Below are 18,978 nucleotides of genomic sequence, written 5' to 3' on the forward strand. Positions count from 1 at the left end.
CGGGCCGGGGGCTGGGCGCGCGCGTCACGGCCGTCGCGGCCGCGGTCTGGGCCGCCGTCGCCTTGGGCGCTTCGGGCCGGTTCATCGTCGCAGCCATCTGGGTGCATCCGGCCAGCGACAGGCCCAGGACGGCAAGGGGGATCAGGCGCATCGGCGTCTCCTTCAATCATCGTTGCCGCAGATTAGTCACGCCAGCGTGGCAAGGTCCACCACCCGACCCACGAATCCCCGCCTTGTGACCGCAGTCCGGCGCGCCTAGATAAGGGGGATGGACATGCACCCGCCCCTGATCGACCCGTTTGCCCGGCCCATCACCTATCTGCGGGTGTCGGTCACCGACCGCTGCGATTTCCGATGCGTCTATTGCATGGCGGAACACATGCAGTTCCTGCCCAAGGCCGACCTACTGACGCTGGAGGAGCTGGACCGCCTGTCCACCGCCTTTATTGGCCTAGGCGTGCGCAAGCTGCGCATCACCGGCGGAGAGCCTCTGGTCCGTCGTGGCATCATGGGCTTTTTCCGCAACGTGTCGCGTCACCTGGGGAACGGCCTGGACGAGCTGACCCTGACCACCAACGGCAGCCAGCTGGCCCGCCATGCGGCGGAACTGGCCGATATCGGTGTCCGGCGCGTGAACGTGTCGCTGGACACGCTGGACGCCGACAAGTTCTCGGCAATCACCCGGTGGGGCCGCCTGCCCCAGGTGCTGGAGGGGATCCGGGCCGCGACCGCTGCCGGCCTGCGCGTCAAGATCAACGCCGTAGCCCTCAAGGGCGTCAACGACAGCGAGCTGTTCGATCTGGTGCAATGGTGCGGCGACGAGGGTCACGACCTGACCTTCATCGAGGTGATGCCTATGGGCGAGATGGGAGAGGAGGACCGGCTGGACCAGTACTGGCCCCTGTCCGACCTGCGCGCCCGGCTGGCCGAACGCTTTACGCTGCTGGATCTTGCCGAACGCACGGGTGGCCCGGCCCGTTATGTCAGGCTGGCGCAGACCGGACAAAGGATCGGCTTCATCACGCCCCTGACCCATAATTTCTGCGAAAGCTGCAACCGCGTGCGCGTCACCTGCACCGGAGAGCTGTTCATGTGCCTGGGCCAAGAGGACAACGCCGACCTGCGCGCGCCCCTGCGCGCCAGCGCCGACGACGAGGCCCTGCGCCAGACGATCCGCGCGGCCATCGCGCGCAAACCCAAGGGTCACGACTTCGACTATTCCCGCCAAGGCGTCGCAGGCCAGATGACCCGCCACATGAGCCATACCGGCGGCTGACAGGGCGCGCCTGCGGGGGGTCCGGAGGGCGCCAGCGCCCCCGGCCCTCGCGGGACGCAACCCTACTCGGCGGCGGCTTCCGCGGCGCGTGCCTCGGCGTCCAGGACCTCGGCCCGTTCCTCGACCAGCCGGACGATGTGATCGACCATCTGGTCGTTCGACAGCTTGTGGCTCTGCTTGCCGGCCATGTAGACCATGCCCGACCCGGCCCCGCCGCCGGTGAATCCCAGATCGGTCATCAGCGCCTCGCCCGGTCCGTTCACCACGCAACCGATGATCGACAGGCTCATCGGCGTCTTGATGTGCTCCAGCCGCTTTTCCAGCGCCTCGACCGTGCGGATCACGTCAAAGCCCTGCCGTGCGCAGCTGGGACAGCTGATGATCTGCACCCCGCGCGTCCGCAGGCCAAGCGATTTCAGGATCTCGAAGCCGACCTTGACCTCCTCGACCGGATCGGCTGACAGGCTGACGCGGATCGTGTCGCCGATCCCCATCCACAGAAGGTTGCCCAGGCCCACCGCCGACTTGACGGTGCCGCCGACGAACCCGCCCGCCTCGGTGATGCCCAGATGGATCGGCGCGTCCGTCGCCTCTGACAGCTGCTGATAGGCCGCAGCCGACAGGAACACGTCGCTGGCCTTCACGCTGATCTTGAATTCATGGAAGTCGTTGTCCTGCAGGATCTTGATATGGTCCAGCCCGCTCTCGACCATCGCGTCGGGACAGGGCTCGCCATATTTCTCCAGCAGGTGCTTTTCCAAACTGCCTGCATTCACGCCGATGCGGATCGAACAGCCGTGGTCCTTGGCCGCCTTGATGACCTCGCGCACGCGGCTTTCGTCCCCGATGTTGCCGGGGTTGATGCGCAGACAGGCGGCGCCCGCCTCGGCAGCCTCGATGGCGCGCTTGTAGTGGAAATGGATGTCGGCGACGATCGGCACAGGGCTCTCGCGGCAGATCTCGCGCAGCGCGCGCGTGGTCTCCTGGTCCGGGGCGCTGATGCGCACGATGTCGGCGCCGGCATCTGCGGCGGCGATGACCTGGGCCAGGGTCGCCTTGACGTCGTGGCCGTTGGTGTTGGTCATGGTCTGCACGCTGATCGGGGCATCGCCGCCGACGGGGACCTTGCCCACCATGATCTGGCGCGACTTGCGGCGCTCGATGTTGCGCCAGGGACGGATCGGGTTCAGCGACATGGCAGGCCTCCGGGGGTTCGCCCCTCAGATAAGCCATGCAGGCCGCAACGACAACCGCCCCCTCAGCGCTGCATCGCCGTCAGCACCGTTCCAAGACAGTCTCGGGGCAGCATCAGCAGCATCGGCCCCTGCACCCGCAGGCTGACCAGCCCCGTCGCCCGGTTCGAGGTGCCGACCCGCTGGCCCGGTGCGAAATCGATCCCGTCGATGGGCCATTCCAGGCCCTGGCTGCTGCCGCGCGCCGGTCCCATCGGGTACAGCGACACCCGCGTCCCGGGCATCAGCGGCAGGGTCAGGCGCGGCGGGCACAGCACGATCACGTCATCGCTGGCCAGCATGACGACGCGCGGAACGCCGGGCTGGACCATCACCGTCAGCGCGGCCAGCGTATGGTCCAGGCGCAGCCCCGCAAAACCCACCGCCATGACCAGCGGCGCGTCGATTCGTCCTAGGCATTTGGCGAAATCCGTGCTGTCCTGCTCGGCTACCTCCAGCACGCGGGCGGCCGGAACCGACCGCCGCGCCGGGTCCGAGATGCTGTCCAGGTCCCCGATCACCCAGTCCGGCGCGTGCCCCAGGGCCAGCGCCCGGTCCGCACCCCCATCCGCGGCGACCAGCAGGGGCGCGACCGACAGCGCCACCGACAGATCGGCGGGCGTCACCATGCCGCCGCCGATCACGGTGACCCCGCGCAGGTGGCGGACCGGTCGGGGCTGGTCCACCATTCCCGCCCTCAGCCCTTGCCGACGCCGCTGAAGACGCGCTTGAACGGCAGCGCCCACAGTACGCCAAGCGCGACATAGATCAGCAGCTCGATCCAGATCGGCTGGCGTCCGAACCGCCCGTCCAGCCAGTTCATCAGCGACACCGCCGCGACGACATAGGCGGGCATGCCGATCACCAGGATCAGGATGGACAGCCGCTTGCGGGTCTTCAGTTCCATGTCGTCTGGCTCTTTCCTCGGTATCCCCGAACGCGCCCCAAGGGGGTCCGGGGGACAGGATGTCCCCCGGCACGTCGCGGGACGCAATCAGTCGGCGAAGGGATCGGTCACCAGGATCGTGTCGTCACGCTCCGGGCTGGTCGACAGCATCGCCACGGGGCACTGGATCAACTCCTCGACGCGGCGCACGTACTTGATCGCGGCGGCTGGCAGGTCGGCCCAGCTGCGCGCCCCGGCGGTCGATTCGTGCCAGCCTTCCATCTCCTCGTAGATCGGGCGCACCTTGGCCTGCAGCGCGGCCGCCGTCGGCAGATAGTCATACGTCACGCCGTCGATCTCGTAGCCGGTGCAGATCTTCAGCGTGTCGAACCCGTCCAGCACGTCTAGCTTGGTCAACGCGATCCCGTTCACGCCGCTGATCGCGCAGGTCTGGCGCACCAGCACCGCGTCGAACCAGCCGCAGCGGCGCTTGCGGCCCGTGACGGTGCCGAACTCGTGGCCCCGCTCGCCAAGGCGCTGGCCGTCTGCGTCATCGAGTTCCGACGGGAACGGACCTTCGCCCACGCGGGTGGTGTATGCCTTGACGATGCCAAGGACAAAGCCGATCGCGCCCGGCCCCATGCCGGTGCCACTGGCCGCCGCCCCCGACGTCGTCGTGGACGAGGTGACATAGGGATAGGTGCCAAAATCGATGTCCAGCAGCGATCCCTGCGCACCCTCGAACAGAATCCGTTTTCCGGCCTTGCGGGCGTCGCCCATGATCTTCCAGACGGGCTGGGCATAGGGCAGCAGCTTGGGCGCCACCTCCATCAGCTTGGCCTTCAGCTCGGCGCGGTCGATCGGCGTGGCGCCAAGACCCGCGCGCAGCGCGTCGTGGTGGGCCAGCAGGCGGTCCAGACGGCTGTCCAGCGTCTCCTCGTCGGCCAGGTCGGCGACGCGGATCGTGCGGCGGCCGACCTTGTCCTCATAGGCGGGGCCGATGCCGCGGCCGGTCGTGCCGATCTTGGCCTTGCCGGCGGCCTCCTCGCGCAGCTTGTCTAGGTCCTGATGCAGCGGCAGGATCAGCGGCGTGTTCTCTGCGATCATCAGGTTCTCGGTCGAGATGGCGACGCCCTGCCCCGCCAGCTTGTCGATCTCCGAGAAAAGCGCCCAGGGGTCCAGCACGACACCGTTGCCGATCACGGCCAGCTTGTTCTCGCGCACGATCCCCGAGGGCAGCAGCGAGAGCTTGAAGACCTTGTCGCCGATGACCAGCGTGTGGCCGGCATTGTGACCGCCCTGAAAGCGCGCGATGACATCGGCGCGTTCCGAAAGCCAGTCGACGATCTTGCCCTTGCCCTCGTCGCCCCACTGGGCTCCGACAACCACAACATTGGCCATGAGCGATCCTTTTCGTTGTCCGAAGTTCTTTTCAGCCCGGCATTAGCGCATCGGGCACGGCGGGGAAAGCCGCTTTGTCGGGACCCTGCCGGGGGCGGCCGCCGGGGGCGCTTCGCCCCCCGGACCCCCGGAGGGTATTTGGTCAAAGAAGAAGCGGACGGTCTCAGTAATGCGGCGGGCGCTGGTCGGCCATCGCGACACTGCCCGCCGCATCAGCCTGACGCTCGGCCTCGGCCAGCAGCAGTTGATCCAGGCGGCGGGTGACGCGGGCAAGGTCGCGGTCCTGTCGGGCGATGACCTCGGACAGCTCATCCGTCAGCCGCGTCAGATGGGCCAAGGCCTCCTCCAGCTGATGCAGGCGGTCCTGCTGCTTGTCCATGTCGTCACCTTCCGTTACAGCGGCGCCTGAATATGGGCCCGAAAAGGCGACTGATACCATGGCAAAAGACAAGAAGCAGCCCCGTCCCAAGGCCGAGACGCCCAAGGGGTTCCGCGACTATTTCGGGCAGGACGTGACCGAACGGCGCGACATGCTGGACCGCATCGCGCAGGTCTATCACCGCCATGGCTTCGATCCGCTGGAGACGAGCGCCGTCGAGACGGTCGAGGCCCTGGGCAAGTTCCTGCCCGACGTGGACCGGCCCAATGCCGGCGTCTTTGCCTGGCAGGAGGAGGCGGTGCCCGGCGGCGGCACGGCGGGCGACTGGCTGGCACTGCGCTATGACCTGACGGCGCCCCTGGCGCGCGTCGCGGCGCAGTACCGCAACGACCTGCCCAGCCCGTACCGCCGCTTTGCGATGGGACCCGTCTGGCGCAACGAGAAACCGGGGCCGGGTCGGTTCCGCCAGTTCTATCAGTGCGACGCGGACACGGTCGGGTCGGCCTCGGTGGCGGCGGATGCCGAGATCTGCGGCATGCTGGCCGATGCGCTGGAGGCCGTGGGCATCGACCGCGGCGACTATCTGGTGCGGATCAACAACCGCAAGGTTCTGAACGGCGTCCTGGAGGCGGCCCAGGTTCGCGAGGATCAGGCCGAGGATGTGCTGCGCCAGATCGACAAGTTCGACAAGGTCGGTCGCGAGGGCGTGCTGGCCCTGCTGACCACGGGCCGCCTGGACGATAGCGGCGCGCGCATCGATGGCGTGGGCCTGTCCGAGGCGCAGGCGGGGCCGGTGCTTGCCTTCCTGGAGGCCAAGGGTGCGGACAACGCCGCGACACTGGACAACCTGTCGACCGCCGTCGGCGGATCGGCCATCGGCGCCGAGGGCGTGGACGAACTGCGCCAGATCGCCGCGATGCTGGCCGCGATGGGCGTGGCCGAGGATCGCGCCGTGATCGATCCGGCCGTGGTCCGGGGCCTGGGCTATTACACCGGCCCGGTCTTCGAGGCCGAGCTGACCTTCGAGATTCTTGACGAAAAGGGCCGCAAGCGGCAGTTCGGATCGGTCGCGGGCGGTGGCCGCTATGACGGGCTGGTGGAGCGTTTCACCGGGCAGAAGGTCCCGGCAACCGGGGTCAGCATCGGCGTCGACCGTCTGCTGGCCGCTTTGCGCGCCAAGGGTCTGGCCGGGGCCCAGGTCGCCGGTCCCGTGGTCGTGACCGTGATGGACCGCGACCGGATGTCGGATTACCAGGCCATGGCCGCCGATCTGCGCGCCGCCGGCATCCGTGCCGAGGTCTATCTGGGCAACCCCAAGAACTTTGGCAACCAGCTGAAATACGCGGACAAGCGCGGCGCACCCGTCGCGATCATCCAGGGCGGGGATGAGGCGGAACGCGGCGTGGTGCAGGTCAAGGACCTGATCCTGGGCGCGAAGATTGCCGCAGAAGCCTCTGTCGAGGAATGGAAATCCCAGCCCGCCCAGACCGAGGTCGCGCGCGCCGACCTGGTTGCCGAAGTCCGCAGGATCATCGGATGATCCCGAAGCAGGCCAAGCAGGCGGTCGGACAGCGGCTGCTGTCGCGGTTCCGCGACGCTGGTGCGACCGAGATCGCGCCCGACATCCTGCTGCCCGCGGGCGACCTTCTGGACCTGTACGGAGAGGACATCCGCGCCCGCGCCTATGTCACCCAGGACCCGATCCGTGGAGAGATGATGCTGCGCCCCGATTTCACCGTGCCGGTGGTCCAGGCGCACATGCAGAACGGCGCCGATCCGGCCCGCTACTGCTATCTGGGAGAGGTGTTCCGCAAGCAGGACACGGGCGACACCCGCCCCGCCACGCCGCGCGACCACGAATACCTGCAATGCGGGTTCGAGCTGTTCACCCGCGACCCCCAGGCCGATGCCGAGGTCTTTGCGCTGTTCCACGATGCGCTGGCGCCCTTGGGCCTGCAGGCGCGCATGGGCGACATGGGCCTGCTGCTGGATGCGGTGCGCGGCCTGCCCCTGACCGAGGCGCGTTCGGTGGCGCTGTTGCACCACATCTGGCGGCCGGGCCGCTTCGCGCGCCTGCTGGCTCGGTTCTCGGCCCCGTCGATCGCGCGGGAGTTTCCCGACGTCACCACGTCCTGGGCCGGGATGCGGACCGAGGACGAGATGATCCGCCGCATCGCCCGCCTGCAGTCGGACGTGGCGGTGCCGCCCCTGGCCCCGGTCTGGACCGACCGGCTGGAGCGTCTGTTCGCACTGCGCGCCCCGGCGCCGCAGGCGCTGTCGACGCTGGCCGACCTGGCCCGCGACATGCCCGCCATCGCGCCGGCGGTGGCCCGCATCCGCGACCGCCTGGACGCCATCGCCGCGCGCGGCATCGACCTGCAGACGGTGATCTTCGACGCCAGCCACGGGCGCACCACGATGGAATATTACGACGGCTTCACCTTCACGTTCCAGGCCGACCGGGCCGGATGGCCGCCGGTCGCGTCGGGCGGGCGCTATGACGCGCTGACCCGCGTGCTGGGCCGCGGCCGCGAGATCCCCGCCGTGGGTGGCATCATCCGCCCCGGCCTTGTTGCCGAACTGGAGGCGCAGGCATGATCCGTCTTGGCGTGCCGTCCAAGGGGCGGCTGATGGAACAGACCTTCGACTGGTTCGCCGACCGCGGCGTGCGTCTGTCGCGGGCCGGGTCCGACCGCGAATATGCGGGCCGGGTCGAGGGGGTCGAGGGCGTGTCGCTGGTCCTGCTGTCGGCCGGAGAGATCCCGCGCGAACTGGCCGCCGGCCGGATCGAGCTGGGCGTGACCGGCACCGACCTGGTGCGCGAAAAGCTGGCCGGATGGTCAAGCGACCTGGTCGAGGTCACGCCGATGGGCTTTGGACATGCCGACCTGATCCTGGCCGTGCCGGATTGCTGGCGCGACTGCACGGACCTGGACGATTTCGCAGCCATCGCGCGCGATTTCCGGGCCGAACATGGGTTCCGTTTGCGCATCGCCACGAAATATCACCGCCTGGTTCGCGCCTGGCTGTCCGCCCACGAGGTCGCGGATTACCAACTGGTCGACAGCCAGGGCGCGACCGAGGGCACGGTCGCCAACCTGACCGCCGAAGCGATCGCCGACATCACCTCGTCGGGCGAGACGCTGCGCGCGAACAACCTGCGCATCCTGGACGAGGCGCCGATCCTGCGGTCGCAGGCGACGCTGTTCGCCAGCCGCGCGGCGATGGGCCCGGCGATGGACGCGCTGATCGCCCGGCTGGTGCCGCCGCAGGCAGACCAGTCAGCCTAACCCCGCAGCACCCGCGTCAAAGCCACGGCAGCAGCACCGCGACCGAGATCGCGGCGATCAGCACCCCTGCGCCCAGTTGCAGCGTTCCGGGCAGCCAGCGCGCGGCGCCCGCCCAGGGGCCGTGTTCGGGCAGCAGGGCAAAGCTGCCGCGTCGCGCCCAGACCGCCAGGCAGGCGACCGCGACCGTCACCACCGCAGTGCCCAGGCCCATCGCTAGCGTCCCCAGGATGCCCATCCCGAAGATGCCCATCCGCCAGGTCAGGATCAGCAGAAACAGCGCTCCGGTGCAGGGTCGCAGCGCGATGCCCGCCACGACCAGCACCCCGTCGCGCAGCGACCGCGTCTGCGCTACCTGCTGCGGCGTGGGGCCATGCGCATGGCCACAGCCGCAGGCGTCGCCGTGGTGGTGATGGTGGTGGCGATCCGCCCGCGCCTGCGCGCGCAGCATCGACAGGCCGCGCCATGCCAGCCACAGGCCGACCGACGCGACCAGGACCGTGCTGGCCTGCACCATCGCGACCTCCGACAGGTCGGTCAGGGTCTGGCGCCCCAGGTCCAAAATGGTGATCCCGCCCCAGACCAAGGCTATGGCCGTGCCTGCCTGCGCCAGCGAGGACGCGACCGACAGCCCGGCCAGCCGGGCCAGCGGAACCTGGGCGCCGAACCCATAGCTGCCGATGATCACCTTGCCATGCCCTGGCCCGACCGCATGGGCGACGCCATAGGCAAAGCACAACCCCAGCAGCGACGCGACCGCCCCCGGCTGGCCCGACCGCAGCGCCCGCAAGGCCCCGGCCATCGCGTTCTGGACGGCGCGCTGCTGGTCGGTGGCCCACCGCTCGATCCCGGCCAGACCGCCGCCCAGCCACAGCGCCACCAGCGTCAGGGCGACGACCAGCCCCGTCAGGGCGACGGCGCGCCTCATGACCCTGGGCCGCAGCGGACCTGCACCGAATCCGCGCCGGTGGCGCCGATGTCCACGGTGATCAGGTCCGCCTCCTCGGCGCTTTGGCCGTCGCCCAGGGCCTCGCCCACTGCGCGGGCATAGGCATCGGCGGCGGCATAGGGATCGCCCATGCGCAGATCGACAGCGCAATCGTCCCGCGCGATGGCCGGGGGTTCGGGGATGCTGAACTGGACATAGTATTCGGGGTCATAGACCTGGATCGTCAGCGGCCGGTCCCCGTCCAGCGGCTCGGCCAGGGGTCGCACATGGGCCGAGATCACCCGCCCGTCCTCATAGCGCGCGGCGAAATCCTGCGGGCCGTCCAGCGCCAGCCTGCGGCCGTCCGCGTCCAGAAACAGCCGCCCGTCAAAGCCCGGCTCCCAGTCCGCGTCGAAGCCCTGCAGGGCCGCCTGTTCGTCGGTGGTCAGGACGCCGTCGCCATCGGGGTCCAGACCCAGATCCTCGATGATCAGCAGGGAATAGAATTCGTCATAGGCCCATTCGACACCCACATGGGTCAGCGCCCCCGCCGCGTCGTGACGCAAGGACAGGCCCGCGTCGATGAACACATGCGGATGGGCCAACGCGCCAAGCGGCGCGACGATCAGCAGGGCGGACAGGCAGGACACGCGCGGCGACATCGGCAGGACACCTTGGCAAGGACGGCGGTTCCAGTTACCCGCGTGCGGCGCGGCTTGCAAATCACCGCTTTGCCAGCCCGGCGGAAAACCACGCGGGCGCCGCTACCCCAGGCCGGGTTCGGACGTGTCTGGATGCAGAGGAACAGGGGACGGCATGAAACGACGGGCATTCACGATGGCGGGGCTGGCCCTGGCGCTGACCGGTTGCGGGCGGATCGTCGATGCCCGCGCCACCGCGCGCGAAACCGCGTTCGAGGCCGAATTCCCCCCCACCGGACAACTGATCCAGGTGCAGGGCCGCACCGTGCATGTCGACATCCGCGGCAGCGGTCCCGACCTGATCCTGCTGCATGGGGCCAGCGGGAACAGCCGCGATTTCACCTTTTCCCTGGCCGACCGCCTGGCGACCCGGTACCGCGTCCTGGCCTTCGACCGGCCGGGGCTGGGCTGGACGGACGCGATCGGCGCGCAGACCGACAACCCCATCGCCCAGGCCGAACTGCTGCGCGCCGCCGCCGACCAGTTGGGCGTGCGCCGACCCGTGGTGCTGGGCCACAGCTATGGTGGCGCGGTCGCGATGGCTTGGGGTCTGCGCGCACCGGGCGACACGGCGGCGCTGGTGATCGTGTCCGGGGCGACGATGCCCTGGCCCGGCACGCTGACCGGATGGTACGCATTCCTGGAGACTCCCCTGGGCGATCGTGTGGGGCCACCGCTGCTGACCGCCCTGGCGCCGGTGTCCCTGGGCAACCGGATCATGGCGGGCATCTTCGCGCCCCAGCCCGTACCCCCGGGATATGCCGACTATATCGGCGTGGGGCTGGCCGCGCGGCGCGGCAACTATCGCGCGAATGCGTCACAGATCAACGGGTTGCGCGCCTATCTTCAAGTGATGGCGCCGCAGTATCCGCGCCTGACGATGCCGGTCGAGGTCATCCATGGCGGTCAAGACAGCATCGTGCCCGCTGACATTCACGCCCTGCCCTTGGCAGAGGCGCTGCCCAACGCCGCGCTGACGATCCTGCCCGATCAAGGCCACATGCCCCAGCATGGCGATCCGCAGGCGATCATCGACGCCGTCGACCGCGCCAGTGTCCGCGCGGGCCTCCGCTGACGGGGGCTTGCAGCGCCCGCGCCCGCGTCCCAAGGTGGCCGCCAAACCAAACCGGGGGCCATCATGCTGACCATCCACGGCGTCACCCGCTCGCGTGCATCGCGTGTCGTGTGGCTTTGTCACGAACTGGACCTGCCCTTCCGGCAGGTGCCCGTCATCCAGGCCTATCGCATCGGCAATGCCGACGCGCCCGATGCACCGCCCAACACCCGCAGCCCCGATTTCCTGGCCCTGTCCCCCGCGGGCGCCATCCCGGTGATCGAGGACGAAGGGCTGGTCCTGTCCGAATCGCTGGCGATCACGCTGCATCTGGCGCGCAAGCATGGCGGCCCTGCAGGCCCGCAGGATTACGCCGAAGACGCGCTGATGACCCAGTGGTCGATCTATGGCGCCACCGCGATCGAGCCCGACGCACTGACCATCCTGATGCTGCACAACCGCGGCACGCTGCAGTCGGCCGATGACGTGGGGATCGTGGCGGACGCGGCCGAACGGCTCGTCCGGCCGCTGAAGGTGCTGGAGGACCATCTGGCAACGCATGCCTATCTGGTGGGCGGCCGTTTCACCGTGGCCGACCTGAACCTGGCCGAGATCGTCCGCTATGCCCAAGGGCACGGCGCGCTGATGGAGGGGTTTCCCGCGATCCGCGCCTGGCTGTCCGCCTGCCAGGACCGCCCGGCGTTCCAGGCGATGTGGGCCGCCCGCATGGCGGAGCCGGAATAGGCGCAATCCTTTGGGGCGGGCCGCGCAGGGGACACAACCCCTTGCCGCCCGCCCCCGCGCCATGAGATAAGCGCCGCGATCCAAATCAGTGAGCGACCCCATGGCCGACGACCTTCTCTCCGGCAACGCCGCCAGCGACGCCTATTCCGCATCCTCGATCGAGGTGCTGGAGGGGCTGGAGCCGGTGCGCAAGCGTCCCGGCATGTATATCGGCGGCACCGACGAACGCGCGCTGCATCACCTGGTCGCGGAAATCCTGGACAACTCGATGGACGAGGCCGTGGCAGGCCACGCCACGCGCATCGAGGTCGAGCTGCTGGCCGATTTCAGCGTCATCGTGCGCGACAACGGCCGCGGCATTCCCATCGATCCGCACCCCAAGTTCCCCGGCAAGTCCGCGCTGGAGGTGATCCTGTGCACGCTGCATGCGGGGGGCAAGTTCTCGGGCGACACCTATCAGACCTCGGGTGGACTGCACGGCGTGGGTGCGTCGGTCGTGAACGCGCTGTCGGACCTGATGGTTGTGCAGGTCGCGCGCAACAAGGAGCTGTTCGAGCAGCGCTTTTCCCGCGGCATCCCGCAGGGGCCGGTCGCCAAGATCGGGGCGGCACCGAACCGGCGCGGCACCACCGTGACCTTCCATGCCGACGAGGAGATCTTTGGCCATCACCGCTTCAAGCCCGCGCGGCTGATGAAGATGGTGAAATCCAAGGCCTACCTGTTCAGCGGCGTCGAGATCCGCTGGAAGACCGAGATCGACGACGGAGAGACCCCGCGCGAGGCCACGTTCCATTTCCCCGGCGGCCTGGCCGATTACCTGACCGAGACCCTGACCGGGACCAGCACCTATGCCGACCGCCCGTTTTCCGGCAGCATCGACTTCAACGCCAAGTTCGGCGTTCCGGGCAAGGTGGACTGGGCGATCAACTGGACGCCCGCGCGCGACGGCTTCATCCAGTCCTATTGCAACACCGTCCCCACCCCCGAGGGCGGCACCCACGAGATGGGATTTTGGGCCGCGATCCTGAAGGGCATCCGCAGCTATGGCGAGCGGGTCAGCAACAAGAAGGCGGCCCAGATCACGCGTGAGGACCTGATCATCGGCGGTTGCGCGCTGGTCAGCTGCTTCATCCGTGAACCGGAATTCGTGGGCCAGACCAAGGACCGCCTGGCCACGACCGAGGCTGCGCGCCTGGTCGAGGGCGCGGTGCGCGACCATTTCGACACCTGGTTGGCGTCGGACACCAAATCCGCGGGCGCGATCCTGGATTTCCTGGTGCTGCGCGCCGAGGAGCGCCTGCGTCGCCGCCAGGAAAAGGAGACCGCACGCAAGACGGCCACGAAAAAGCTGCGCCTGCCCGGCAAGCTGGTCGATTGCAGCGCCACCAACCGCGACGGGACCGAACTGTTCATCGTCGAGGGCGACAGCGCCGGCGGTTCCGCCAAGATGGCCCGCGACCGCACCAAGCAGGCCCTGCTGCCCCTGCGGGGCAAGATCCTGAACGTGCTGGGCGCGGCATCGTCCAAGATGGGTGCCAACCAGGAGATCAACGACCTGTGCCAGGCGCTTGGCGTCAACATGGGCACGCGTTTCAACGTCGACGACCTGCGCTACGACAAGGTCATTATCATGACCGACGCCGATGTCGACGGCGCGCATATCGCGTCGCTGCTGATGACGTTCTTCTTCACGCAGATGCGGCCGATGATCGACAAGGGGCACCTGTATCTGGCCTGCCCGCCGCTGTACCGTCTGACGCAGGGGGCCCACCGCCTGTACGTGGCCGACGACGCCGAAAAGGATCGGATGATCGCCAAGGGCCTGGGCGGCCGCGGCAAGATCGACGTCCAGCGCTTCAAGGGTCTGGGAGAGATGGACGCCAAGGACCTCAAGGACACGACCATGAACCCTGCCACCCGCAAGCTGATCCGCGTCAGCATCGACGACGATGAAGGCGGCGAGACCGGTGATCTGGTCGAACGCCTGATGGGCAAGAAGCCCGAGCTGCGGTTCGAATACATCCAGGAAAACGCCCGCTTCGTCGAGGAACTGGACGTGTGATCCCCACGATCGGCCTGTATGTCGCGGCCGCCATGGCCGAGATCGCGGGCTGTTTCGCCTTCTGGGCCTGGCTTCGGTTGGACCGGTCGGCGCTGTGGCTGGTGCCGGGCGTGGTCGCGCTGGCGCTGTTCGCTTGGGCGCTGACGCGTGTTCAGGTCGATTTCGCGGGGCGCGCCTATGCAGCCTATGGCGGCATCTATATCGCCACGTCGCTGGCATGGCTGTGGCTGGTCGAGGGTCAGACCCCCGGCAGGCTGGACCTGCTGGGGGCCGGGCTGTGCATCGTCGGGGCCGCGGTGATCCTGGCAGGCGCCCGCCCGTAGGCGGACGGGCCTAGACCCACTTGGCCAAGGGCGGCAGGCTCATCAGGACGGCGTCGGCGTTGTGGCCGGTCTCCAGCCCGAATTTCGTGCCGCGGTCATAGACCAAGTTGTATTCCGCATAGAGACCCCGATGGATCAGCTGCGTGTCGCGGTCGGCATCGTCGAACGCCTGCGCCATCCGCGCCTCTGCCAGCGGCAGGAACGCCGGCAGGAACGCCGCGCCCACGTCGCGGGTGAAGGCGAAATCCGCCTCCCAGTCCCCGGTGTTCAGGTCGTCATAGAAGATGCCGCCGACGCCCCGCGCCCGCCCGCGATGGGGGATGAAGAAATACTCGTCCGCCCAGGCCTTGAAGCGGTCATAGTAGTCCGCCCCGTGCGGCAGGCAGGCATCGCGCAGCGTGTTGTGGAAATGCGCGGTGTCATCCGCGTATTCGATGCAGGGGTTCAGGTCTGACCCGCCGCCGAACCACCACGCCCCCGGGGTCCAGAACATGCGCGTGTTCATGTGCACGGCCGGCGCGTGCGGGTTCCGCATATGCGCGACCAGGCTGATGCCCGATGCCCAGAACCGCGGGTCATCCTCCATGCCCGGCACGCCGCGGGCGGCCATCGCGGCCTGGGCGCGGGGGGCCAGGGTGCCATGCACCTCGGACCAGTTCACGCCGACCTTCTCGAAGGCGCGGCCGCCGCGCATCACCGACATGATGCCGCCGCCGCCGTTGTCGGCGCGTTCCGTGGGCGTCACCTCGAACCGGCCCGCGGGGGCGTTGCCCGGGGCGCGGTCCTCCAGCGCCTCGAAGGCGGCGGTGATGCGGTCGCGCAGCTCGCGGAACCAAAGCGCGGCGCGGTGGCGTTGTTCATCCATGGCGGGCCTCATTCGTGATTTGCCAGCCCCAGGCATCGCGACTAGCATCGCCTGCGTCCATAAAGAGAGCCGCCATGCGCCGCAACACCGCCCTTGCCCTTTGCCTTGCACCGGTCCTGGCCCTTGCCGCCTGCGGCACGCCGCAGGAACGCTGCATCAGCCGGAACACCAGCGAATACCGCACCGTCAGCAGCCTGCTGGCCGAGGTCGAGGGCAATCTGTCGCGGGGCTATGCCTGGGACGAACGCCAGGTCGTGCGCACGCGGTTCGCGCAATGCGAACGCGTAATCCGCGACCACGAGGGCAAGGCGCAGATCAGCACCTATGGCTGCTGGCGCGATTATGTCGATGTCGAACGGTTCCGCGTGCCCATCGACCCCGCGGCCGAGACGCGCAAGCGCGACGGCCTGGTAGAGCGTCAGGCGGCCCTGACGCGCGGCGCGAATGCCGCCGTGGCCGCCTGCCGCGCCGCCTATCCCGAGGAAGCCTAAAGCACCTGTGACGTCACCGGGTCGGCCAGGCTGCGTCCGCCGTCGACGGTGACGATCTGGCCGGTGACAAAGCGCGCGCCGTCGCTGACCAGGTAATGCACCGTCTCGGCCAGTTCTTCGGCCGGGGCGATGCGGCCCAGGGGTGTGCCAGCGATGATCTGCGCCCGCTGGTCGGGATTGTCCTTCAGCGCGCATTGCAGTTCATGCGACATGACACTGCTGAAGCTGACACCGTTCACGCGGATGCGGTGCGGCGCCAAGGCCAGCGCCAGCCCGCGCGTGGCCTGTTCCTGCGCCGCACAGGCGATGGAATAGCCCAGCATCGACGGAATCGGCCGCCGCGCCGCCAAGGTCGAGATGTTGACGATCGCCCCGGTCTGGGCGCTTGACCCTTCGCCGTCGGCCTGACGGATCATGCGCTTTGCGACCATCTGCGACAGACGCAGGCTGGCCAGCATGTTCTGGCGCAGCATCTCCTCCAGCGCGTCCATGTCGGTGTCCAGCGGATCGCTGCCCCGAACGAAACGATGGGCGTTCACCAGGATGTCGACGCGGTCGAACGCATCCAACGTGGCCGACAGCAGGTTCGCCATCGCCAGCTTTTCCGACATGTTCCCGACGAAATGGCGCACCTGGCTTTCGTCGTCGGCATAATCCGACACCGCCGACTGAAGCGCCTGTTCGTCGCCATCCGCGAACATGACCGATGCGCCGCGTTCGACCAGGTGCCGCGCGATGGCCAGGCCCACGCCGCGCCCGGCCCCGGTGACGATGGCCGTCTTGCCCTGGATCGACAGCGTCACCGCCGTGCCCCCCGGGCCCGGACCGTGGCGGTACCCTTGCCCGCCGCGGTCGCTTCGATCACCTTGAAGCGCGTGTCGCCCGCAATCTCATGGACCTGGCCGAAATGCTGCGCCAGGACCGATTCGTAGGGCAGATGCCGGTTGGCGACCATCCACAGCCGACCCGCGCCCGTCAGGATGCGCGCCGCGGTGGCGATGAAGTCGGCCCCAAGCCGGGGGTCGGCCTGTCGCCCCTCGTGGAACGGGGGGTTCATGATGACGCCGTTGACCGGCTCCCGCAGGGTGAAGTTGCGCGCGTCCGCCCAGTGGAACTGTGCCCGCGGATCGGTGACATTGCGCTTGGCCGAGGTCAGGGCGGCGTGGTCGGCCTCGACCAGGTGCAGCTCGGCGATGCCCGGTCGGGCCAGCGCCTGCGCGGAAAGCCAGCCCCATCCCGCGCCCAGGTCGACCACGCGAGTGGGCATCTTGGGCGGCAGGTTATCGGCCAGCATCCGCGACCCCGGGTCGATCCCGTCGGCCGAGAAGACGCCCGGAAGGGTCACGAAGCCCGGCTCGACCTGACGCTCGGTCGCGGTCCAGTCGGCGGGCAGTCCCGCGTCGGGCAGCGTCACCTGAAAGATCTTGCCATGGGCCTTGCTGATGACATCGCGCACCTCGGCATGGCCGCGCAGTTCCTTCAGCAGGGAATCGACGCCGTCGGTCTTCTGCCCATCGACCCAAAGGGCCGCGCCAGGCGCCAGATACGCCGCGGCCAGCGCAAGGCGCGCGCGTGCGGCGGCCTTGGCGCGCGGCAGGCGGACGACGGCCGCGTCGAAACGGCCCTCCGGCTCCGTCCGGACATCGAATCCGCGGGCGGTCAGTCCGTCATGATCGGGAAAATTTCCCTGGACGATGGTCAGCTGTGCGGGGTCGAGGGGGGACAGGTCATCGGCGGCAGTGGCGCCGATGAACAGCACCCGGCCCCCGGGATGGCCGTCCGGAAAGGCCAGGTCCAGTCGTGATTGGGTCACGCGATTACTCTTTTTCCATGGTGCATTGCAGGGGATGCTGCTGGCGGCGGGCCAGCTCCATCACCTGGGCGACCTTCGTCTCGGCCACCTCGTGTGAAAAGACGCCGACGACGGCCAGACCGCGGCGGTGCACGGTCAACATGATCTCGATCGCCTGGGCGTGGGTCATGTGGAACAGCCGCTCCAGCACGTGGACGACGAACTCCATCGGGGTGAAGTCGTCGTTCAGCAACAGGACCTTGTACATCGGCGGCCGCTGCGATTTCGCGCGCGGCTTGACCGCCAGATCGGATTGGTCGTCGGGATTGTCGGGTGCGGTCATCCAGTGCGTCATCGGGCTGCGGTCGTTCCTGAATGCTGAGGCGAGGGGGTGGGCGCTGTCGCCATCCCCGGAAATATAGCGCAATCGCGCCCGGATGAAAGCCCCCCGCGCGGATGCGCCGCGATCCGGGTCCGGACGGCGTCGCCTACAGTGCAGACAAAATAAGCGTGATTGCCCGGTTTCAAGGTGAAAAGAGCCGTGCTATTATAGGTTGATTAACGACGGACGTGCGACAAACGACGCGCCCGCTTGAGGCAGAGAGACAGCGACAGTGACCCGATTTACCCATGCCTTCCGGCTGCTTTGTCATGCCGTCCTGGCCGTTGCCCTGTTGGGGCTTCCGGCTGCCGCGGCACCTTTCGCGGCCTATGTGATGGACGCCCGGACCGGGCAACCCATCTATCGCCAGAATTCGGATACGCGACTGCATCCTGCCTCGCTGACCAAGATGATGACGCTCTACATGGCGTTCTCGGCCATCGAACGCGGTCAGGTGCGGCTGGATTCGAAATTCACCGTGTCCTCCAAGGCCGCGAACGAGCCCCCCTCCAAGCTGGGCCTGCGCGCGGGTCAGCAGATCGAGCTGCGCTATCTTCTGCGCGCGGCCGCGATCAAGTCGGCCAACGATGCCGCGACCACCATCGGCGAGGGGCTGGCAGGCTCCGAACAGGCCTTCACCCAGCAGATGACCCAGATGGCGCGGGCGCTTGGCATGAACAACAGCCAGTTCCGCAACGCTCATGGCCTGACGACCGAGGGGCATTATTCGACCGCCCATGACATGAGCGTTCTGGGACGCCACCTGTTCTACGACTTCCCCCAGTACTACAACCTGTTCTCGCGCCGGTCGGCCGATGCGGGCATCGCGCAGGTCGCGTCGACGAACCGCCGCTTCCTGGATGCCTATGCCGGTGCCGACGGGATCAAGACGGGGTATACGCGGGCTGCGGGCTTCAACCTGACGGCCTCGGCACAGCGCGGCAACCGTCGCCTGATCGCCACCGTCTTCGGCGGCACGTCCACGGCGCATCGCAACCAGGTGATGACCGAGCTGCTGGACAGCAGCTTCACCCGCATCCCCGACCGCGTGCGCGAGGTCCGTCCGCAGCCTCCGCGCCTGCTGGTGCAGGCCACGACGCGCCGCGCGCAGGTCGCCGCCAGCCCCGCCGCGACCCAGGCAGAACCGCAGCGCCTGGTGCTGCAGGCATCGCCGC

The 18,978-nt window shown here is 68.5% G+C and carries 21 protein-coding genes; 10 read left to right on the top strand and 11 right to left on the bottom strand.

Annotated features, from left to right (window positions below; genetic code table 11):
* Window positions 1–268: 268 nt before the first annotated feature.
* On the top strand, window positions 269–1,276 hold the full coding sequence (gene moaA / locus FHD68_RS11305) for a GTP 3',8-cyclase MoaA (RefSeq protein ID WP_127898376.1): 1,008 nt from the start codon (window positions 269–271) through the stop codon (window positions 1,274–1,276).
* Between the two features lie 62 nt (window positions 1,277–1,338).
* On the opposite strand, the gene ispG is transcribed toward moaA, so the two are convergent.
* The 5 genes from ispG to FHD68_RS11330 form a co-directional block, all read right to left on the bottom strand.
* A complete protein-coding gene (ispG, locus tag FHD68_RS11310; RefSeq protein ID WP_045980812.1) occupies window positions 1,339–2,472 on the bottom strand; it encodes a flavodoxin-dependent (E)-4-hydroxy-3-methylbut-2-enyl-diphosphate synthase in 1,134 nt (377 codons plus the stop codon).
* Between the two features lie 62 nt (window positions 2,473–2,534).
* A complete protein-coding gene (locus FHD68_RS11315; protein WP_239441252.1) occupies window positions 2,535–3,194 on the bottom strand; it encodes a thiamine diphosphokinase in 660 nt (219 codons plus the stop codon).
* Window positions 3,195–3,205: 11 nt separating this feature from the next.
* Window positions 3,206–3,415, bottom strand: coding sequence for a DUF2842 domain-containing protein (locus tag FHD68_RS11320; RefSeq protein WP_045980810.1), 210 nt, complete (start codon window positions 3,413–3,415; stop codon window positions 3,206–3,208).
* A gap of 87 nt (window positions 3,416–3,502) precedes the next feature.
* Entirely contained in the window at window positions 3,503–4,795 is a 1,293-nt protein-coding gene (locus FHD68_RS11325; protein ID WP_127898375.1) for an adenylosuccinate synthase, read from the bottom strand.
* A gap of 163 nt (window positions 4,796–4,958) precedes the next feature.
* Complete coding sequence (locus tag FHD68_RS11330) at window positions 4,959–5,174, bottom strand: SlyX family protein (RefSeq protein WP_127898374.1); 216 nt, start codon at window positions 5,172–5,174, stop codon at window positions 4,959–4,961.
* Between the two features lie 58 nt (window positions 5,175–5,232).
* On the opposite strand from FHD68_RS11330, the gene hisS reads away from it, so the two are divergent.
* The 3 genes from hisS to hisG are packed head-to-tail and all read left to right on the top strand — an operon-like array spanning window position 5,233 to window position 8,464.
* Entirely contained in the window at window positions 5,233–6,714 is a 1,482-nt protein-coding gene (gene hisS, locus FHD68_RS11335; protein WP_127898373.1) for a histidine--tRNA ligase, read from the top strand.
* The gene (locus FHD68_RS11340; RefSeq protein ID WP_127899347.1) at window positions 6,714–7,772 is read left to right on the top strand and encodes an ATP phosphoribosyltransferase regulatory subunit; all 1,059 of its coding nucleotides are present in this window, start codon (window positions 6,714–6,716) and stop codon (window positions 7,770–7,772) included. Before hisS ends, FHD68_RS11340 begins: the two co-directional genes overlap by 1 nt.
* Window positions 7,769–8,464 carry an ATP phosphoribosyltransferase gene (gene hisG / locus FHD68_RS11345; protein WP_127898372.1) on the top strand — a complete coding sequence of 232 codons (696 nt, stop codon included), beginning with the start codon at window positions 7,769–7,771 and terminating at the stop codon, window positions 8,462–8,464. Before FHD68_RS11340 ends, hisG begins: the two co-directional genes overlap by 4 nt.
* Window positions 8,465–8,480: 16 nt before the next feature.
* Here hisG and FHD68_RS11350 read toward each other — a convergent pair whose 3' ends face one another.
* Window positions 8,481–9,389: a nickel/cobalt transporter gene (locus tag FHD68_RS11350; RefSeq protein WP_127898371.1), complete on the bottom strand. Its 909-nt coding sequence runs from the start codon at window positions 9,387–9,389 to the stop codon at window positions 8,481–8,483.
* Window positions 9,386–10,051 carry a DUF1007 family protein gene (locus tag FHD68_RS11355; RefSeq protein WP_240542396.1) on the bottom strand — a complete coding sequence of 222 codons (666 nt, stop codon included), beginning with the start codon at window positions 10,049–10,051 and terminating at the stop codon, window positions 9,386–9,388. The genes FHD68_RS11350 and FHD68_RS11355 overlap by 4 nt, the downstream gene beginning before the upstream one ends.
* A gap of 154 nt (window positions 10,052–10,205) precedes the next feature.
* Here FHD68_RS11355 and FHD68_RS11360 point away from each other — a divergent pair, with 154 nt between their 5' ends.
* The 4 genes from FHD68_RS11360 (at window position 10,206) to FHD68_RS11375 (ending at window position 14,273) form a co-directional block, all read left to right on the top strand.
* Window positions 10,206–11,165 carry an alpha/beta fold hydrolase gene (locus FHD68_RS11360; RefSeq protein ID WP_127898370.1) on the top strand — a complete coding sequence of 320 codons (960 nt, stop codon included), beginning with the start codon at window positions 10,206–10,208 and terminating at the stop codon, window positions 11,163–11,165.
* Between the two features lie 63 nt (window positions 11,166–11,228).
* Window positions 11,229–11,888 carry a glutathione S-transferase family protein gene (locus FHD68_RS11365; protein WP_139085723.1) on the top strand — a complete coding sequence of 220 codons (660 nt, stop codon included), beginning with the start codon at window positions 11,229–11,231 and terminating at the stop codon, window positions 11,886–11,888.
* Window positions 11,889–11,988: 100 nt separating this feature from the next.
* A complete protein-coding gene (parE, locus tag FHD68_RS11370; RefSeq protein ID WP_045980875.1) occupies window positions 11,989–13,950 on the top strand; it encodes a DNA topoisomerase IV subunit B in 1,962 nt (653 codons plus the stop codon).
* The gene (locus FHD68_RS11375; RefSeq protein ID WP_425277547.1) at window positions 13,947–14,273 is read left to right on the top strand and encodes a YnfA family protein; all 327 of its coding nucleotides are present in this window, start codon (window positions 13,947–13,949) and stop codon (window positions 14,271–14,273) included. The genes parE and FHD68_RS11375 overlap by 4 nt, the downstream gene beginning before the upstream one ends.
* 10 nt (window positions 14,274–14,283) lie before the next feature.
* On the opposite strand, the gene hemF is transcribed toward FHD68_RS11375, so the two are convergent.
* Window positions 14,284–15,150 carry an oxygen-dependent coproporphyrinogen oxidase gene (gene hemF / locus FHD68_RS11380; protein ID WP_139085725.1) on the bottom strand — a complete coding sequence of 289 codons (867 nt, stop codon included), beginning with the start codon at window positions 15,148–15,150 and terminating at the stop codon, window positions 14,284–14,286.
* Window positions 15,151–15,212: 62 nt separating this feature from the next.
* Here hemF and FHD68_RS11385 point away from each other — a divergent pair, with 62 nt between their 5' ends.
* Window positions 15,213–15,629: a hypothetical protein gene (locus FHD68_RS11385; RefSeq protein ID WP_127898366.1), complete on the top strand. Its 417-nt coding sequence runs from the start codon at window positions 15,213–15,215 to the stop codon at window positions 15,627–15,629.
* On the opposite strand, the gene FHD68_RS11390 is transcribed toward FHD68_RS11385, so the two are convergent.
* Genes FHD68_RS11390 through clpS form a run of 3 tightly spaced genes read right to left on the bottom strand, consistent with a single transcriptional unit; the run spans window position 15,626 to window position 17,764 of the window.
* Window positions 15,626–16,432 (bottom strand): SDR family NAD(P)-dependent oxidoreductase, encoded by an 807-nt coding sequence (locus tag FHD68_RS11390; RefSeq protein WP_127898365.1) that lies wholly within the window; start codon window positions 16,430–16,432, stop codon window positions 15,626–15,628. The genes FHD68_RS11385 and FHD68_RS11390 overlap by 4 nt on opposite strands.
* The gene (locus FHD68_RS11395; protein ID WP_127898364.1) at window positions 16,429–17,442 is read right to left on the bottom strand and encodes a class I SAM-dependent methyltransferase; all 1,014 of its coding nucleotides are present in this window, start codon (window positions 17,440–17,442) and stop codon (window positions 16,429–16,431) included. The genes FHD68_RS11390 and FHD68_RS11395 overlap by 4 nt, the downstream gene beginning before the upstream one ends.
* 4 nt (window positions 17,443–17,446) lie before the next feature.
* The gene (gene clpS, locus FHD68_RS11400) at window positions 17,447–17,764 is read right to left on the bottom strand and encodes an ATP-dependent Clp protease adapter ClpS (RefSeq protein WP_045980873.1); all 318 of its coding nucleotides are present in this window, start codon (window positions 17,762–17,764) and stop codon (window positions 17,447–17,449) included.
* Between the two features lie 373 nt (window positions 17,765–18,137).
* Here clpS and FHD68_RS11405 point away from each other — a divergent pair.
* Window positions 18,138–18,978 (top strand): D-alanyl-D-alanine carboxypeptidase family protein (locus FHD68_RS11405; RefSeq protein WP_139085727.1); only part of this gene is annotated, 841 nt, incomplete at its 3' end.

The sequence above is a fragment of the Paracoccus marcusii genome, from assembly GCF_006151785.1.
In the GTDB taxonomy this organism is placed as follows: Bacteria; Pseudomonadota; Alphaproteobacteria; order Rhodobacterales; family Rhodobacteraceae; genus Paracoccus; species Paracoccus marcusii.